General features: G+C 64.5%; 15 protein-coding genes. 9 read left to right on the top strand and 6 right to left on the bottom strand.

Annotated features, from left to right (window positions below):
* Window positions 1-188: 188 nt before the first annotated feature.
* From AC3WLX_RS26995 to AC3WLX_RS26985, 3 genes are read left to right on the top strand one after another with little or no spacing between them, the layout of a single operon-like run.
* Window positions 189-1,160 (top strand): ABC transporter permease, encoded by a 972-nt coding sequence (locus AC3WLX_RS26995; protein WP_291626512.1) that lies wholly within the window; start codon window positions 189-191, stop codon window positions 1,158-1,160.
* Window positions 1,157-1,996 carry an ABC transporter permease gene (locus AC3WLX_RS26990; protein WP_492338231.1) on the top strand — a complete coding sequence of 280 codons (840 nt, stop codon included), beginning with the start codon at window positions 1,157-1,159 and terminating at the stop codon, window positions 1,994-1,996. Before AC3WLX_RS26995 ends, AC3WLX_RS26990 begins: the two co-directional genes overlap by 4 nt.
* Window positions 1,997-1,998: 2 nt before the next feature.
* Window positions 1,999-3,618, top strand: coding sequence for an ABC transporter ATP-binding protein (locus tag AC3WLX_RS26985; protein WP_492338230.1), 1,620 nt, complete (start codon window positions 1,999-2,001; stop codon window positions 3,616-3,618).
* An 18-nt stretch (window positions 3,619-3,636) separates the two neighbouring features.
* On the opposite strand, the gene AC3WLX_RS26980 is transcribed toward AC3WLX_RS26985, so the two are convergent.
* Both AC3WLX_RS26980 and AC3WLX_RS26975 read right to left on the bottom strand, forming a co-directional pair.
* Window positions 3,637-3,903, bottom strand: coding sequence for a hypothetical protein (locus AC3WLX_RS26980; RefSeq protein WP_291626502.1), 267 nt, complete (start codon window positions 3,901-3,903; stop codon window positions 3,637-3,639).
* Between the two features lie 99 nt (window positions 3,904-4,002).
* Complete coding sequence (locus AC3WLX_RS26975) at window positions 4,003-4,287, bottom strand: hypothetical protein (protein WP_492338229.1); 285 nt, start codon at window positions 4,285-4,287, stop codon at window positions 4,003-4,005.
* A gap of 190 nt (window positions 4,288-4,477) precedes the next feature.
* On the opposite strand from AC3WLX_RS26975, the gene AC3WLX_RS26970 reads away from it, so the two are divergent.
* From AC3WLX_RS26970 to AC3WLX_RS26955, 4 genes are all read left to right on the top strand, one after another.
* Entirely contained in the window at window positions 4,478-4,798 is a 321-nt protein-coding gene (locus tag AC3WLX_RS26970) for a helix-turn-helix domain-containing protein (RefSeq protein WP_492338228.1), read from the top strand.
* A gap of 224 nt (window positions 4,799-5,022) precedes the next feature.
* Window positions 5,023-5,748, top strand: coding sequence for an outer membrane protein (locus AC3WLX_RS26965; protein WP_492338227.1), 726 nt, complete (start codon window positions 5,023-5,025; stop codon window positions 5,746-5,748).
* A gap of 160 nt (window positions 5,749-5,908) precedes the next feature.
* Window positions 5,909-8,065 carry a methyl-accepting chemotaxis protein gene (locus AC3WLX_RS26960; protein ID WP_492338226.1) on the top strand — a complete coding sequence of 719 codons (2,157 nt, stop codon included), beginning with the start codon at window positions 5,909-5,911 and terminating at the stop codon, window positions 8,063-8,065.
* Between the two features lie 218 nt (window positions 8,066-8,283).
* Window positions 8,284-9,345: an MBL fold metallo-hydrolase gene (locus AC3WLX_RS26955; protein WP_291626510.1), complete on the top strand. Its 1,062-nt coding sequence runs from the start codon at window positions 8,284-8,286 to the stop codon at window positions 9,343-9,345.
* Window positions 9,346-9,446: 101 nt separating this feature from the next.
* Here AC3WLX_RS26955 and aroQ read toward each other — a convergent pair whose 3' ends face one another.
* The 4 genes from aroQ to AC3WLX_RS26935 are packed head-to-tail and all read right to left on the bottom strand — an operon-like array spanning window position 9,447 to window position 12,764.
* Window positions 9,447-9,878: a type II 3-dehydroquinate dehydratase gene (gene aroQ / locus AC3WLX_RS26950; RefSeq protein WP_492338225.1), complete on the bottom strand. Its 432-nt coding sequence runs from the start codon at window positions 9,876-9,878 to the stop codon at window positions 9,447-9,449.
* Window positions 9,879-9,897: 19 nt separating this feature from the next.
* Window positions 9,898-11,178, bottom strand: a complete 1,281-nt coding sequence (locus AC3WLX_RS26945; protein ID WP_492338224.1) for a TRAP transporter large permease — start codon at window positions 11,176-11,178, stop codon at window positions 9,898-9,900.
* Entirely contained in the window at window positions 11,175-11,723 is a 549-nt protein-coding gene (locus tag AC3WLX_RS26940; protein ID WP_291624471.1) for a TRAP transporter small permease, read from the bottom strand. The genes AC3WLX_RS26945 and AC3WLX_RS26940 overlap by 4 nt, the downstream gene beginning before the upstream one ends.
* Window positions 11,724-11,735: 12 nt before the next feature.
* Window positions 11,736-12,764, bottom strand: coding sequence for a TRAP transporter substrate-binding protein (locus AC3WLX_RS26935; RefSeq protein WP_492338223.1), 1,029 nt, complete (start codon window positions 12,762-12,764; stop codon window positions 11,736-11,738).
* Window positions 12,765-12,923: 159 nt separating this feature from the next.
* Here AC3WLX_RS26935 and AC3WLX_RS26930 point away from each other — a divergent pair, with 159 nt between their 5' ends.
* Both AC3WLX_RS26930 and hemA read left to right on the top strand, forming a co-directional pair.
* Window positions 12,924-13,655 carry a GntR family transcriptional regulator gene (locus tag AC3WLX_RS26930; protein ID WP_492338222.1) on the top strand — a complete coding sequence of 244 codons (732 nt, stop codon included), beginning with the start codon at window positions 12,924-12,926 and terminating at the stop codon, window positions 13,653-13,655.
* 193 nt (window positions 13,656-13,848) lie between these two features.
* Window positions 13,849-15,078, top strand: coding sequence for a 5-aminolevulinate synthase (hemA, locus tag AC3WLX_RS26925; protein ID WP_291624468.1), 1,230 nt, complete (start codon window positions 13,849-13,851; stop codon window positions 15,076-15,078).
* Window positions 15,079-15,297: the final 219 nt, after the last annotated feature.

Raw genomic sequence — 15,297 nt, 5'->3', positions numbered from 1 at the left:
CCGAACTCCCCTTACCTCTCCCGCTTGCGGGAGAGGTCGCTACGCCCGAAGAGCGGAGCGGGTGAGGGCTCTCTCCTCTTGGCAATCCCTGTGCGGAAGCACCCCCACCCCTGCCCTCCCCCGCAAGCGGGAGAGGGAGCGTACCGCCGCTGCGGCTGCGCCCACCCCGATCTCATCGCCATCTGATCATGCTCTCCTTCATCGCTCAGCGTGTCCTCAAGGGCGTGATCGTCCTGCTTGCGATCGTCGTGCTCAATTTCTTCCTGATTCGCCTCGCGCCCGGCGACCCCGCGGTCGTGATGGCCGGCGAGGCCGGGGCCAGCGACCAGGTCTTCGTCAAGCAGCTCCGGGAAAAGTTCGGCCTCGACAAGCCGCTGCCGGAACAGCTGTTCCTCTACGTCAAGGGCGTGGTCAGCCTCGACCTCGGCTTCTCGTTTCGCCAGCAGGCGCCGGTCGTCAAGCTGATCGGCGAGCGGCTGCCGGCGACGCTGTTGCTGACGCTGACCGCGTTCGCGATCTCGCTGACGCTCGGCATCCTGTTCGGCACCTTCGCCGCGCGCTTTGCCGGAACTTTCCTCGACACCGCCATCACCGTGTTCGCCCTGATCTTCTACGCCATGCCGATCTTCTGGGTGGCGCTGATGGGCATCCTCCTGTTTTCGGTCACCATGGATTGGCTGCCGAGCTTCGGTTACGAGACGGTCGGCGCCAACCTCACCGGTATTGCCCACGCGGTCGACGTCGCAAAGCACCTGATCATGCCGGCGATGACGCTCGGCCTGTTCTTCATGGCAACCTACACCCGCATGACGCGCGCCTCGATGCTGGAAGTGAAGCGGCTCGATTTCGTCAAGACGGCGCGCGCCAAGGGCCTCTCGGATGCCGTGATCCAGCGTCGCCACGTGCTGCGCAATGCGCTGCTTCCCGTTGTGACGCTGGCCGGCGTGCATTCCGGCACGCTGATCGGCGGGGCCGTCATCACCGAGACCGTGTTCGCCTGGCCCGGCATCGGCCGCCTGATGTACGACGCCCTGCTGCAGCGCGACTACAATCTGCTGCTCGGCGTGTTCGTGATCTGCTCCGCCATGGTGCTGATCTTCAACCTCATCACCGACCTGGTCTATCGACTGGTCGATCCGCGCATCGAATTCGCCTCATGAGACAGTTCTGGAAATCGATGCTCAGGAGCCCGAGCGGCGTCATCGGGCTCATCATCCTCCTGCTTGCGGTCTCCGTCGCGGTGTTCGGACCGATGCTGTTTCCGAATTCGCCCTGGCGCATGGTGCAGCGGCCGTTCCTGCCGCCGTTCACGCTCGGGACCGTGCCGCTCGGCACCGACGCGCTCGGCCGCGACGTGTTCGCCGGCATGATCTTCGGCGCCCGCGTCTCACTGCTGGTCGGCCTCGTCTCGACGCTGGTCGCGCTGCTGGTCGGCATTCCCATCGGCGCGATGGCCGGCTATTTCGGCGGCAAGGTCGACGACGCCTTGATGCGCTTCACCGAGTTCTTCCAGACCATTCCGAGCTTCGCGCTCGCGATCGTGCTGGTCGCGATCCTGCAACCCTCGATCTATTCGATCGTCGCCTCGATCGCCATCGTGAGCTGGCCACCGGTGGCCCGCCTCGTTCGGGGCGAGGTGCTGTCGCTGCGCACGCGCGAATATGTCCAGGCCGCAGTCGTCACCGGCCAAAGCAATAGCTGGATCATCCTGCGCGAGATCCTTCCCAACGCGCTGTCGCCGGTGATCGTGCTGGCCTCGCTGATGGTGGCGACCGCGATCCTGCTGGAATCCTCGCTGTCCTTCCTCGGCCTCGGCGATCCCAATCTGATCTCCTGGGGCTACATGGTCGGCGCCGGCCGCACCGTGATCCGGCAGGCCTGGTGGATCACGGTGTTTCCCGGCGTCGCCATCCTGATCTCGGTGCTCGGCCTCAACCTGATCGGCGAAGGCCTCAACGATGCGCTCAATCCGCGCCTGTCGCGGGAGGGCCGCTGACGATGACCGCACCGCCCGCCGTCTCCATCAAGAATCTGCGGATCGCGTTGCCCAAGGGCGCCGAGCGTCCCTTTGCGGTGGACGGCGTCTCGCTCGACCTGCATCCCGGCAAGATCGTCTGCGTTGTCGGCGAGTCCGGCTCCGGCAAGTCGATGTGCGCGCATGCGCTGATGGGCCTGCTGCCCGATACGGTCTCGGTCACATCGGGTGAGATCGAGTTCGAAGGAAGCGACCTGCTCAAGCTCGATGACGACGGCTGGCGCGATCTGCGCGGTCGCCGCCTGGCAATGATCTTCCAGGAGCCGATGACCGCGCTCAATCCCTTGATGCGGATCGGCGACCAGATGGCGGAAATGTTCGAGGCGCACGGCCTGCTCTCGCCGAAGGAGCGACGCGCCAAGGCTTTGTCGCTGGCGCGCGAGGTCGGCCTGCCCGACCCCGAGCGCATCGTCCGCGCCTATCCGCACCAACTCTCCGGCGGCCAGCGCCAGCGCGCCATGATCGCGATGGCACTGGCGCTCGAGCCCGCCGTGCTGGTCGCGGACGAGCCGACCACCGCGCTCGACGTCACCACGCAGGCGCAGATCCTGAAGCTGATCCGCAATCTCCAGCGCAGCCGCAACATGGCGGTGATGTTCATCACCCACGATTTCGGCGTGGTCGCCGACATCGCCGACCAGGTCGTGGTGCTCCGCCACGGCAAGGTGGTCGAGGAAGGGCCGGCGGCGACCGTGTTCAACGCACCCCAGCACGACTACACCAAGGCGCTGCTGGCCGCCGTGCCGTCGATCGATCCGCCGGCACGCGCGCCGCTGGACGATCAGGCCCGGGCGGTCGAGGTGATCGGGCTGGACAAGACCTATGTGACCTCGGGCGGCTGGTTTCGCCAGGACCGCCGCGTCGATGCCGCGCGCGCGGTCAATTTCAACATCCTCAAGGGCGAGACGCTCGGCCTGGTCGGCGAATCCGGCTCCGGCAAGTCGTCGGTGGCGCGCCTCGTCATGCGGCTGATCGAAGCCGACCGCGGCACGGTGCGGATCGGCGAAACCGATCTCACGTCTCTGTCGGGCAAGGCGCTGCGCGCCGAGCGTCATCGCATCCAGATGATCTTCCAGGATCCGTTCGCCTCGCTCAATCCGCGCCGCAAGGTCGGCCACATCATCGCCGACGGCCCGATCGCGGCCGGCGTCGATCCGAAGGTCGCATTCGACCGTGCCCGCGATCTGCTCAAGATGGTCGGCCTCGATGCCGGCGCGCTCGACCGCTATCCGCATGAATTTTCCGGCGGTCAGCGCCAGCGCATCGGCATTGCCCGCGCACTCGCGCTCGAGCCGGAGATCATCGTCGCCGACGAGGCCGTCTCCGCGCTCGACGTTTCGGTGCAGGCGCAGGTGTTGAAACTGCTCGAAGACCTCAAGGCGCGTCTCGGCCTGTCGATGCTGTTCATCACCCATGATCTGCGCGTCGCGGCCCAGATCTGCGACCGCATCGCGGTGATGCAGCGCGGCGTCATCGTCGAGCTGAAGCCGACTGCACAGCTCTTCGCAGCGCCCGAACATGCCTATACGCGCGAACTGCTCGCGGCGGTGCCGGGACGCCAGGAGCGCGCGCCGGCCGACTGAAGGCCGAGCGGCCGGATCTTACTTGGCGGGAGGATTGGTGTTTTGCCAGGTCGGGACCGAGTTGGTCACGCCGACCGAGGGCCGGTTGTAACTCCCCACCGACGGTGCCGTCGCCGTCCCGACGGTCTGCCCAGACGAGCCGTAAGGCGCGCCTTGCGTGGACGGCACTCCCGGACTTCCGGTCGTGCTGTTCTGTGCGCCCGAGGTTTGCGCACCGGCGGCGAATGGCGATGCCACGGCGCCGGCCGCGGCGAGGATAGCAAGGAAGCGCTTCGTTCTGGTCATGTTTTGGTCCTCTCGGATGCGGTGCAATCTTTCGTCCGACAACGCCTCGCGAACGAAAATGTGCCGAGGCTGCCAGGAAGTTGATACCGGATGGCGCCTCTATCGCGTGGTGTTGCTCCACGTCGGAACGGAGTTGGTCACGCCCACCGAGGGCCAATTGTACGATCCGATCGACGGGGCCGTGATCGTGCCGACCGTCTGCCCGGAGGAGCCGTAAGACGTCCTCGGCTGCGCGGCCGGCGCGCCCGCACCGCTATAGGTCGTCCCCACCATGCCAGTGCTGGATTGCCGGCTCGACCGGACCTTTTTTGCCTCAGCGGCGAATGGTGAGGCGAGCAGTCCCGTCGTGATCAGCACGGAAATGGCGAGTCTCATGGTTTTCATGGCTGATCCCTTCGCCCGTTGCGCGCCCCCGGTCTGGCAAGTGTTCATGCATTGGAAAATTTCCATGGGTTCTCCCTTCATAACTCCGTGTGCGGACGAACTTGCCGGAGCGCCGCAGGCTTACACCGCCTTCGGATGGACCCGAATCAGCGTTAGTGCATTGCGTTGAGTGACTCCCCTGGAAGCGAGCATGACCGGCCCCGAACTGAAGCAACTCCGCGCGGACCTTTCCGATGCCCTCGAGCGGAAGCTCACGGTGGCCGACATGGCAAAGCTGTGCGGATTGCCCGAGAAGGGCGGTGCCGACACCATTCGGCGCTGGGAGGTGAGCGGCCCGACGCCCGAAGCGACCAAGCTCCTGCGCGTGCTCGCGATGGCGAGCGAGCGCTATCCTATCCTGGAGAAGTTCGACATCTTCGATCGCCATGACGTCCGCGAGGAAGACCGGCCGGCGAAGCGCGCAGCATTCCGCGCGCAGATGCGCGATGAGGCGCGGCGGCGTCTCGGTTAACAAAGCGCGCGCGGAGATTACCTGGACGCTCCGAAATTAAGCCTTCCTTCACCACTTCTTAAGCCGCTATTAAGCACGAAAACCGATTGCCGCCCAATAACTTGGCTTGGCTGTCGTTGTGCCACGCATGTGACAGCATTTTCGTCAAAAGCGAGCTATCTGCAAAATCAACGCGGCGTGCAAAGCGCGCCGACCGGGGACATCGAGTGCTGGAGTTCAAGACGATGAAGAAGATCCTGTTTGCGACTGTGGCGCTGCTCGCGGTGGGCGCGGCTGCGCCCGCCATCGGCGCCGATCTCGGCAACCGCAACTATTACAAGACGCCGGCGCCGGCCTACGCCGCGCCGATCTACAATTGGACCGGCTTCTATGTCGGCGGTCATGTCGGTGGTGCGTTCTCCAGCGACAACAATTTCAACGGCCTCTCCACCGGCAACAACGGCAACGGCCGCTTCCTCGGCGGCTTGCAGGTCGGCGGTGATTGGCAATTCCACCCGAACTTCGTGGTAGGCGTCGAGGGCCAGTATTCCTGGCTCTCCGGCAGCGTCGGCGCCGTATTCCCGGGCGGCATCGCCTACACCAACGACCAGCGCGGCCTCGGCTCGATCACCGGCCGCGTCGGCTACACCTGGGGTCCCGGCCTCGTCTATGTGAAGGGCGGCTACGCCTATTCGGACAACAACGAGAAGGTGACCGTCGGCGGCGTGCCGACCGCCTTCGTCATCACGGGCGATCACCGCAACGGCTACACCGTCGGCGCCGGCCTCGAATACATGTTCGCCCCGAACTGGTCGGCCAAGGCCGAGTACCAATATTACAATTTCGGCGACGCAAGCTTCACCGCCGGACCGCTCGCCGGCACCGGCGCCTTCACCACCGACGACCATACCTTCAAGGCCGGCGTGAACTACCGCTTCAACTGGGCGAGCCCGGCCATGGCGCGCTACTGATCGATTACCAGGACCTTACCGAAATGATGGGCCGGCCTCGTCGCCGGCCCTTCTTTTTTCGCTCTGCGGAACAAGAACAACCGATTGGGCTCATTGCGATTCCTTAACCGGTGCTGCCGATACTGCAGCCACAAATAGAAGAACATTGGGGGAATTTTCGATGCCGATCCGTCTGGGCCTTGGCCGTTTCCTTGGCCGTTTCCGTCCTCGTTTCAGAATGCCGAAATGGGGCGTGCGCGGCAGCCTGTTCGCGGCCTTTGCGGTGATCGCGGGGATGGGCCTCGTGATCGCAGCCGGCGCCGGCCTGGCGCTGCAGAACCTCGGCGGACGCATCACCGAGCTGAGCGGGCGGGACATTCCGCGTCTTGCCGCCAGCCTGCAACTGTCGGCGCTGAGCGCCAGCCTTGCGGCCCAGGGGCCTGCCCTGCTGGCGGCGCAAAGCGAGGAAGCCCTCAGCGAGCGCACCAAGAAGCTCAGGGAATTGCAGGAGCAGACGCAGCAGAAGCTCAACGAGATCATCGAGCACGGCGGCGACAAGAGCGTCGTCACCGGCCTCAGCGACACCATGAAGAGCATCAACGAGGCGGCGCAGAGCCTGGCGAAAGCCGCCCGCGAGCGGCTCGATATCGCGGCCCTCCACGACAAGCAATATGACGCCCTTCGCAGCGCGCAGGGCGCGTTCGTCGGCGCCGCAAGCCCGGCGATGCTGGAGGCGCAGACCCGCGTCAACGCCGTCCTCGGCTCGGCCGACCTGTCCGCTGCGGATGCAACCGAGGCTGCGCAGACCGTCGGCCAACTCGGCAACGTCGTCGCCAGCGGCAATCTCGCCGCCGCCAACATGAGCGCGGCGCTGTCGGCGAACACGAGCGACAAGCTCGACGACATCCAGAAGGAATTCAAGACGGCTCAGGGCCGCCTGCGCTCCAACCTCGATCTGCTGCCGGACAACCAGGGCAACAAGATGCTGCGCGAGACGGCGGAAAAGCTGCTTGCGCTCGGCACCGGCAAGACCGGCGTGTTCAATCTGCGCGAGAAGGAGCTCGACTCCATCGACTACGGCCAGACCATCCTGGACGAGACCCGCAAGCTCAATGTCGGCCTCGGCATCAGCGTGCAGCAGCTGGTCGACGGCGTGCAGAAGGAAACCAACACCTCGACCTCCCAGGCACGGCAGGAGATCTCGCTCGCGACGTCGGTCATGCTGGCGATGGGCGCGTTGATGCTGGTTGGCTCGGCGCTGTTCGTCTGGCTCTATGTCGGCCGCAACATCCTGCGCCGGATCGGCGCCTTGCATCAGTCGATGCAGCTGCTCGCGAACGGCGATCTCGAAACCGAGATCTACCGCTCGAAGAACCACAACGACGAAATCTCGGTGATGGCGAACACGCTGCAGGTGTTCCGGGAAAGCATGATCGAGACCCGTGCGCTGACGAACGAGCAGGACAAGGACCGCATCGCCAAGGCTGAGCGCGCCGCGCGCATGGAAGCGAAGATCGCCGAGTTCGAGAACACAGTGCGCTCCGCGCTCGACAATCTCTCGCAATCGGCCAATTCGATGCAATCGACCGCGCAGAGCATGTCGAATACCGCCGACCAGTCCAACGCGCTGGTGAACGCGGTCGCCTCCGCCGCGGAGGAGACCTCGGTCAACGTGCAGACCGTGTCCGCCGGCACCGAGCAGCTGTCCTCCTCGATCCAGGAGATCAGCCGCCAGGTCGTGACCTCCGCCGAGATCGCCAAGAAGGCTGTCGACGAAGCAGGCGCGACCGACGCCACCGTGCAGAGCCTCGCCGACAGCGCGAGCCGCATCAGCGTCGTCGTCGACCTGATCCAGACCATCGCCTCGCAGACCAATCTGCTCGCGCTCAACGCCACTATCGAGGCCGCGCGCGCGGGCGAGGCCGGCCGCGGCTTCGCGGTGGTCGCCTCCGAGGTGAAGAGCCTGGCAAGCCAGACCGCCAAGGCGACCGACGAGATCCGCACCCAGATCGCCAGCATGCAGTCCGTCACGACCTCTGCGGTCGGCGCCATCCAGGGCATCGGCCGGATCATCGGCGAGATCAACGACGTCACCACGACGATCGCAGCCGCCGTCGAGGAGCAGGGCGCCGCCACGCGGGAAATCGCCCGCAACATCCAGCATGCCGCCGGCGGCACCAGCGAAGTCTCCAGCAACATCGTCGGCGTCTCCACCGCCTCCGCCGAAGCGGGCACGGCGGCCGGCGAAGTGCTGAGCGCCTCGGACGCGCTCCGGCGCGAGGCCGACATGCTGCGCGGGGAAATCGACGCGTTCCTCAACGACATGCGGGCTGCGTGATCGTCATTCCGGGGCGCCTCGAAGAGGCGAACCCGGAATCTTGCACATCAACTTCTGGATTCCGGGTTCGCGCTCACGCGCGCCCCGGAATGACTGCGCTTTTTGCGGGGCTTTGACCGGCGCGCGGAAAAACGCGGCCCGGTATGACCGCCATGCGGTCCGGGCCTCGCATCCTTTTTCGGCTGGCGCCCCGCGCTCGGCGGGTTTAAGCCGATAACATGAACGCGAAAAACGACACCGCCCCCTCCTCGGCTGAGGCCTTGCGCTATCCCTGGGAGCAGCATCCCGGCCCCGACCAGGTGGTCGAGGTTCGGCCCGGCATATTGTGGGCGCGGCTGAAGCTGCCGTTCCGCCTCAACCACGTGAACATCTACCTGCTGGCCGACGGCGACGGCTATGCCATGATCGATGCCGGCTTCGGCAACGAGGAGACGATCGAGGCCTGGACCAAGCTGTTCGACGGGCCGCTGAAGGGCATCAACATCACGCGCCTGATCGTCACCCACTCCCACCCCGACCATGTCGGGCTTGCCGGCTGGGTGGTCGAGCGGTTTGACTGCCCGCTGGTGATGTCGCAGGTCGAATACCTGCAATCGGTCTACCACCAGAACCGCGGCACCGACGAGCGGCGCGAGGCGCAGCGGCTGTTCTTCCGGCGCCATGGCATGGACGAGTCGCTCACCGAAAAGCTGCTCGGACGCGGCCAGGACTATCTGAAGCGCGTCTCGGTGCTGCCGCCGTCCTACCGCCGCATCTCGCATGGCGAGGACGTCGTGATCGGCACGCGGCGCTTCAAGGTGATCACCGGCGGCGGCCACGCGCTCGACCAGGTGATGCTGTATTGCGCCGACGACAAGCTGTTCCTCTCCGCCGACCAGGTGCTGAGCAAGATCTCGCCGAATGTCAGCGTCTGGGCGGTCGAGCCCGACCAGAACTCGCTCGGCGAATATCTGGCCTCGCTCGCCAGCCTCACCACGACGCTTCCTTACGACGTGCTGGTGCTGCCCGGCCACGGCGTCCCGTTCTACGGACTGAAGACCCGCATCAAGCAGCTGGCCGACCACCACGAGGAGCGCTGCCGGCTGATCGCGGAAGCCTGCCGCGAGGTGCCGCAAACCTCGCGCGCCCTGGTGCCCGTCGTGTTCAACAAGCACGTGCTGGACGAGCACCAGATGGGCTTTGCCGCCGGCGAGCTCGTCGCCCACGTCAACTACATGATCGTCGAGGGCCGGCTGACGGCGGAGACCAAGGACGGCGTGCTGCAGTTCAGGACGACGTGAGCCACGCCGTCATGGCCGGGCTTGTCCCGGCCATCCACGGTCTCTCACAAGTTCGTGGATGCCCGGGACAAGCCCGGGCATGACGAGTTTGTGGAAACACCTCACTTCATATTCGCGATCGCGTGCAGCGCTGCGATGTAGCCGAACGGTCCGAGGCCGCAGATCACGCCTGTCGCCACGAACGAGATCTTGGAGTGGCGGTGATATTCGTCGCGGGCGTGGATGTTGGAGATGTGGACCTCCAGCACCGGGCCCTCGAATATCTTGATCGCATCCATGATCGAGACAGAGGTGAAGGAGAGGCCGGCCGGATTGATGATGATGGCGTCGGCATCCTGCCGCGCCGACTGGATCAGATCGACCAGCACGCCCTCGTGGTTGGACTGGTGGAAAGCGAGCTTGAGCCGGAGCTTGCCGGCAGCCTCCTCGCAGCTCGCATTGACCTCTGCGAGCGTCGTGGTGCCGTAGACGTGCGGCTCGCGGATGCCGAGCATGTTGAGATTGGGACCGTTGAGGATCATCACGCGCTTCATGGGAAGGTCCTTTTGAAGGTTAGCCGCCAAACCACTTTGCCGGGCCGGTGACGAGAACGGGAAACAGCGTCAGCAAGGCTAGCACGACCAGCTGCGCGATCATGAACGGCCAGACGCCGCGGATCAGATCGTCCATCGGGACGCGCGAGACACCGGCGACCACGTTGAGCACGACCCCGACCGGCGGCGTGATCAGGCCGATCGCGTTATTGATGATGAAGAGCACGCCGAAATAAACGGGGTCGATGCCGGCCTGCTTGACGATCGGCATCAGGATCGGCGTCAGGATCAGGATGGTCGGGGTCATGTCGAGCGCGGTGCCGACGATGACGACGATGATCATCAGGACGATGGTGAGGAGGGTTTTGTTGCCCGCGAACGGCTTGACCAGCGCCACGATCTGATCGGAGATCTCGGCGACCGTGATCAGCCAGGACGAGACCAGCGCGGCGGCGACTAGAAACATCACCACCGCCGTGGTCTGAGCGGTCGAAACCAGCAACGCGGGAAGTTGTGCCGGCTTGAGCTCGCGATAGACGCCCATCGCCACGACGAGCGAATAGACGGCAACGACGACGGCGGCTTCCGTCGGCGTGAAGATGCCGAAGCGCAAGCCGAAGATGATGATCACCGGCAGCATCAGGGCCCAGAAGCCGTCGATCAGCGCGTGCCAGATCTCGGCCAAGCTCTTGCGCGGCAAACGCGCCGGGTTCTCCTTGCGCACCACCCACCACCAGGCGAAGCAAAGGCCGACACCGAGCAGGAGACCCGGCACGATGCCGGCGAGAAAGAGTTTCGAAATCGAGACATTGGCGGCGACACCGAAGATGACAAAACCGATCGAGGGCGGGATGACGGGCGCGATGATCCCGCCGGCCGCAACGAGGCCCGCCGCACTGGCGCGATTGTGGCCGGCCGCGGCCATCATCGGTACCAGCAGCGCACCGAGCGCCGCAGCATCCGCGACCGCCGAACCGGACAGCGAGGCCAGGATGCAGGAGGTCAGGATCGCGACATAGCCAAGCCCGCCACGGAAATGCCCGACAAGCGCAATTGCAAAATTGAGAATGCGCCGCGCGAGGCCGCCGGTGTTCATGACCTCGCCGGCGAGGATGAAGAACGGCACCGCCATCAGCGGAAAGGAATCGACACCGTTGATGACGTTTTGGGCGATGATCTGGGAATCGAATATTCCCAGATAGGTCATCAACGCGATGCCGCAGATGATCAGCGCGAAGGCGATCGGCATGCCGATCGCCATGGCGCCGAGCAGCGAGAAGGTGAAGACTGCGACCGTCATCGCTGGAGCTTCCCGCCGGCGGCGCCAGGAGAGTGAGGCAGTTCCTCTGATTCGCTGATCGCGATGAGATCGGCATCGGCGGTCTGCCCGCTCACGAACCTAAAGAGCTCGTAGGCAATGATAATGCTGGAAGAGGCCCCGAAGACGATGCCGGCGGCATAGAACAGGCCCACCGAGAGTCCCGAGGCCGGTGCCACCGTGTCCCAGTTCAAGACGGTCTGCTTCCACGAGCCTTCCGTAAGCAGCACGGAGGCGTACAGCATCAAGGCATGACTGAGGCCGTAGCAGGCCTTGCGGCCGGCCGGCGGCAGCACCTTCAGGAGACTGTCGACGCCGAGATGGGCGCGTTCCTTCATGCCGATGATGGCACCGAGGAACACCATCCAGACAAACAGCCAGCGCGACAGTTCCTCCGAGATGGCGATGCCGGAGTTGAAGCCGTAGCGCAGCACCACGTTGCCGAAGACCAGCACCACCATGGCGGCCAGCAGCACCGCGATGACCGCGCGAAGCAGCCGGAAATAGCAGTGGACAACCGCCTTCATGACCCCGGATGCTCAGGGCTTCAGCGCATGAACGCGATCGAGCTCGCTGTTGAACAGCTTGACGAGCGCGGGATCGTAATCGGCGGAGAATTTCTCCGCGATCGGCTTGGTCTTTGCGCGCATGCGATCGAGCTCGGCTGGCGAGATCTCGTTGATCTCCATGCCCTTGGCCTTGAGTTCGTCGATGGCGGCCTTGGCCTGCTCGCGGCTGACCTTGCGCTGGTAGTCGCGCGCCTCGATCGCGGCGTCCTGCAGGAGCTTCTGTTCGTCGGCCGAAAGCCCGTCCCAGAATTTCCTGGAGACCAGGATGATGTTCGTCGAATAGGTGTGGTTGGTGACACTGAGATATTTCTGCACCTCGTAGAACTTGTTCGATAGGATCACCGAGAATGGATTCTCCTGGCCGTCGACGGTGCGGGTCTCCAGCGCGCTGTAGAGCTCCGTAAAGCTCATCGGCACCGGGTTGGCGTTGAAGGCCTTGAAGGTCTCCAGATACACCGGGTTCGGGATCACGCGGATCTTGATGCCGTCGAGGTCCTCGCCCTTGGTGATCGGGCGCCGGCTGTTGGTGACGTTGCGGAAGCCGAGATCCCAATAGGCGAGGCCGACCAGGCCCTTCTCGGGGAGTTTTGCCAGCAGCGCGGCACCGACCGGGCCGTCGAGCAGCGCATCGGCCTGCTGCGGCGTCGAGACGATGAAGGGGAAATCGATCAGCCCGTAATCCTTGACGATGCCGACCAGCGAGGTCGTCGCCGGCGACTGCATCTCCTGGGTGCCGGCCCGCAGTGCCGATTGTTGCTGCATCTCGCTGCCGAGTTGATTGGCCGGATACTCGCGCACCTTGATCTTGCCGCCGCTCTTGGCGGCGACGATCTCGGCGAATTTCTGCACGCCTTTGCTGACGGGATGGTCGGTGTTGTTGAGGTGCCCCCAGCGGATGGTGCGCTCTTGGATCGCCTGCGCCGAGGCCGGCCCAAGCGCGCCGAGGGAAACCGCTCCGATCGCTGCCACGAAAGCCAGATCTATGAACCGAATGGGCATGGTCCCCTCTCCCCTGATGATCTCGTTCTTAGGGCGAGAAACTGTTATAGGATGAAATAAAAATCAACCTATATTTCTTGTTTTGTCTGATATTAAAAGAAACGCTTGATAAAGCTCAGATTCTTGTCAAATCGCGCGCCCACAGCGCTAGGATGAGGCATGGACACCATTCCCGAGACGGCCGCCGAAACCGTTGGCGACAGCGCCTATCGCCGCATCCGGACCGATCTGATCTTCGGCAGACTGACGCCGGGTCAGAAGCTCAAGCTCGAACGGATGAGCACCGCTTACGGCACCAGCATCTCGACACTGCGCGAGACGTTGAACCGGCTGTGCTCGGAGGGATTCGTCCTGGCCGAAGGCCAGCGCGGCTTCGAGGTCGCGCCGATTTCGGCGGCGGAATTCCAGGAAATAGCCGAGCTTCGCGAACTGCTCGAAGGCCATATGATCGAGAAGTCGTTTGCCGCCGGCGACCTCGACTGGGAGGCGCATATCGTCTCGGCGCATCACAAGCTCGCGGCTATGGAGCGGATGCTGCTGGCAGGCGAACGGTCGGACGCCGAAAGCTGGAAACAATGCGATTTCCAGTTTCACCGCGCGCTGGTCGCGGCCTGTGGGTCGAAGGTGCTGCTCGACGCGCATGCCGCTGTCTATGATCGCTACCTGCGATACCAAATGATCGCCGTGGTGTTTCGCGGCGAGATGGCGGCGGCCGAGCATCGCGAGTTGAAGGAGCTTGCGCTGAAGCGCGACGCCAGGGGCGCGAACAAGGTGCTGCACACCCACATTCACGATTGTGTGGCGCATGCGCTGCGCAATTCGGATTGGTTGAAGCCGATCGTCGCCAAGGATGCGCGGGCCGAGCCGCGCAAAAAGACCAAGGTCGGTTGAGTCGGCGGCGCATGGTGCAGAGCAGCATCATATCTCCCACGCGCTTGATCGGGATCAAGTTGTACCGCGCCTGATAGGGCATTTTGCCCAAATGCCCCACACGGCCAAATGTGGGATAGCGCATAGACATTTGAGCTGGAAAAGCTCTAAGAAGATGCAGCCTCTCAGCCAGGTTCCGTTGCAGGTTTTGCCGATGGATTACGCCCAGTTCTTCAATTCCGCCCTCGATCGTCTCCACACCGAGCGGCGCTACCGCGTATTCGCCGATCTCGAGCGCACGGCCGGGCGTTTTCCGCACGCGGTGTGGCACTCGCCCAAGGGCAAGCGCGACGTCGTGATCTGGTGCTCCAACGACTATCTCGGCATGGGCCAGCACCCGAAAGTGGTCGGCGCCATGGTCGAGACCGCGACGCGCGTCGGCACCGGTGCCGGCGGCACCCGCAACATCGCCGGGACGCATCATCCGCTGGTCCAGCTCGAGGCCGAGCTCGCCGATCTCCACGGCAAGGATGCCGCGCTGCTGTTCACCTCGGGCTACGTCTCGAACCAGACCGGCATCCCGACCATCGCAAAGCTCATTCCGAACTGCCTGGTCCTGTCGGACGAGCTCAACCACAATTCGATGATCGAGGGCATCCGCCAATCGGGCTGTGAGCGGGTCGTGTTCCGCCACAACGATCTGGCGCATCTCGAGGAGTTGCTGCAGGCGGCCGGCCCGAACCGGCCGAAGCTGATCGTTTGCGAGAGCCTCTATTCCATGGACGGCGACGTCGCCCCGCTCGCCAGGATTTGCGATCTCGCCGAGAAGTACGGCGCCATGACCTATGTCGACGAGGTCCACGCCGTCGGCATGTACGGGCCACGCGGCGGCGGCATCGCCGAGCGTGACGGCGTCATGCATCGCATCGACGTGCTCGAAGGCACCCTGGCGAAAGCGTTCGGCTGCCTCGGCGGCTACATCGCCGCCAACGGCCAGATCATCGACGCCGTGCGCTCCTACGCCCCGGGCTTCATCTTCACCACGGCGCTGCCGCCGGCGGTCTGCTCGGCCGCGACCGCCGCGATCAAGCACCTGAAAACCTCGAACTGGGAGCGTGAGCGCCACCAGGACCGCGCCGCCCGGGTCAAGGCGATCCTCAATGCCGCCGGCCTGCCGGTCATGTCGAGCGACACCCACATCGTGCCGCTGTTCGTCGGCGATCCCGAGAAGTGCAAGCAGGCCTCCGACCTCCTGCTCGAACAGCACGGTATCTATATCCAGCCGATCAACTATCCGACCGTCGCCAAGGGCACCGAGCGCCTGCGCATCACGCCCTCGCCCTATCACGATGACGGCTTGATCGATCAGCTCGCCGAAGCGCTGCTTCAAGTGTGGGACCACCTCGGCCTGCCAGTGCGCGCAAAGTCGCTCGCGGCGGAGTAGGTCTCCTTTCTAACCCTCCCCTGGAGGGGGAGGGTAAAGACGCATGTAGCGAAGCGGAATGCATCGCGGGGTGGGGTGACGGTCCCTCCGCGACGAACAGTGCCCGAGTGGAGAGATCACCCTACCCCGCTCGCGCTTCGCGCGATCGACCCTTCCCCTCCAGGGAAGGGTAAGAGCCAGCCGCTCGTCTTGCAGCTTAACGACGCTCTCAGTTCCCGA

This window comes from Bradyrhizobium sp. FW305-F6 (assembly GCF_058782905.1).
Note: the sequence above shows the minus strand (reverse complement) of the source record. Positions and strands in the feature narration are given on the sequence as shown.

Excerpts from the sequence above, each read along its gene's own strand:
- AC3WLX_RS26995 (WP_291626512.1), top strand. The coding sequence starts at position 189 with ATGCTCTCCTTCATCGCTCAGCGTGTCCTCAAGGGCGTGATCGTCCTG.
- AC3WLX_RS26990 (WP_492338231.1), top strand. The coding sequence starts at position 1,157 with ATGAGACAGTTCTGGAAATCGATGCTCAGGAGCCCGAGCGGCGTCATC.
- AC3WLX_RS26985 (WP_492338230.1), top strand. The coding sequence starts at position 1,999 with ATGACCGCACCGCCCGCCGTCTCCATCAAGAATCTGCGGATCGCGTTG.
- AC3WLX_RS26980 (WP_291626502.1), bottom strand. The coding sequence starts at position 3,903 with ATGACCAGAACGAAGCGCTTCCTTGCTATCCTCGCCGCGGCCGGCGCC.
- AC3WLX_RS26975 (WP_492338229.1), bottom strand. The coding sequence starts at position 4,287 with ATGAAAACCATGAGACTCGCCATTTCCGTGCTGATCACGACGGGACTG.
- AC3WLX_RS26970 (WP_492338228.1), top strand. The coding sequence starts at position 4,478 with ATGACCGGCCCCGAACTGAAGCAACTCCGCGCGGACCTTTCCGATGCC.
- AC3WLX_RS26965 (WP_492338227.1), top strand. The coding sequence starts at position 5,023 with ATGAAGAAGATCCTGTTTGCGACTGTGGCGCTGCTCGCGGTGGGCGCG.
- AC3WLX_RS26960 (WP_492338226.1), top strand. The coding sequence starts at position 5,909 with ATGCCGATCCGTCTGGGCCTTGGCCGTTTCCTTGGCCGTTTCCGTCCT.
- AC3WLX_RS26955 (WP_291626510.1), top strand. The coding sequence starts at position 8,284 with ATGAACGCGAAAAACGACACCGCCCCCTCCTCGGCTGAGGCCTTGCGC.
- aroQ (WP_492338225.1), bottom strand. The coding sequence starts at position 9,878 with ATGAAGCGCGTGATGATCCTCAACGGTCCCAATCTCAACATGCTCGGC.
- AC3WLX_RS26945 (WP_492338224.1), bottom strand. The coding sequence starts at position 11,178 with ATGACGGTCGCAGTCTTCACCTTCTCGCTGCTCGGCGCCATGGCGATC.
- AC3WLX_RS26940 (WP_291624471.1), bottom strand. The coding sequence starts at position 11,723 with ATGAAGGCGGTTGTCCACTGCTATTTCCGGCTGCTTCGCGCGGTCATC.
- AC3WLX_RS26935 (WP_492338223.1), bottom strand. The coding sequence starts at position 12,764 with ATGCCCATTCGGTTCATAGATCTGGCTTTCGTGGCAGCGATCGGAGCG.
- AC3WLX_RS26930 (WP_492338222.1), top strand. The coding sequence starts at position 12,924 with ATGGACACCATTCCCGAGACGGCCGCCGAAACCGTTGGCGACAGCGCC.
- hemA (WP_291624468.1), top strand. The coding sequence starts at position 13,849 with ATGGATTACGCCCAGTTCTTCAATTCCGCCCTCGATCGTCTCCACACC.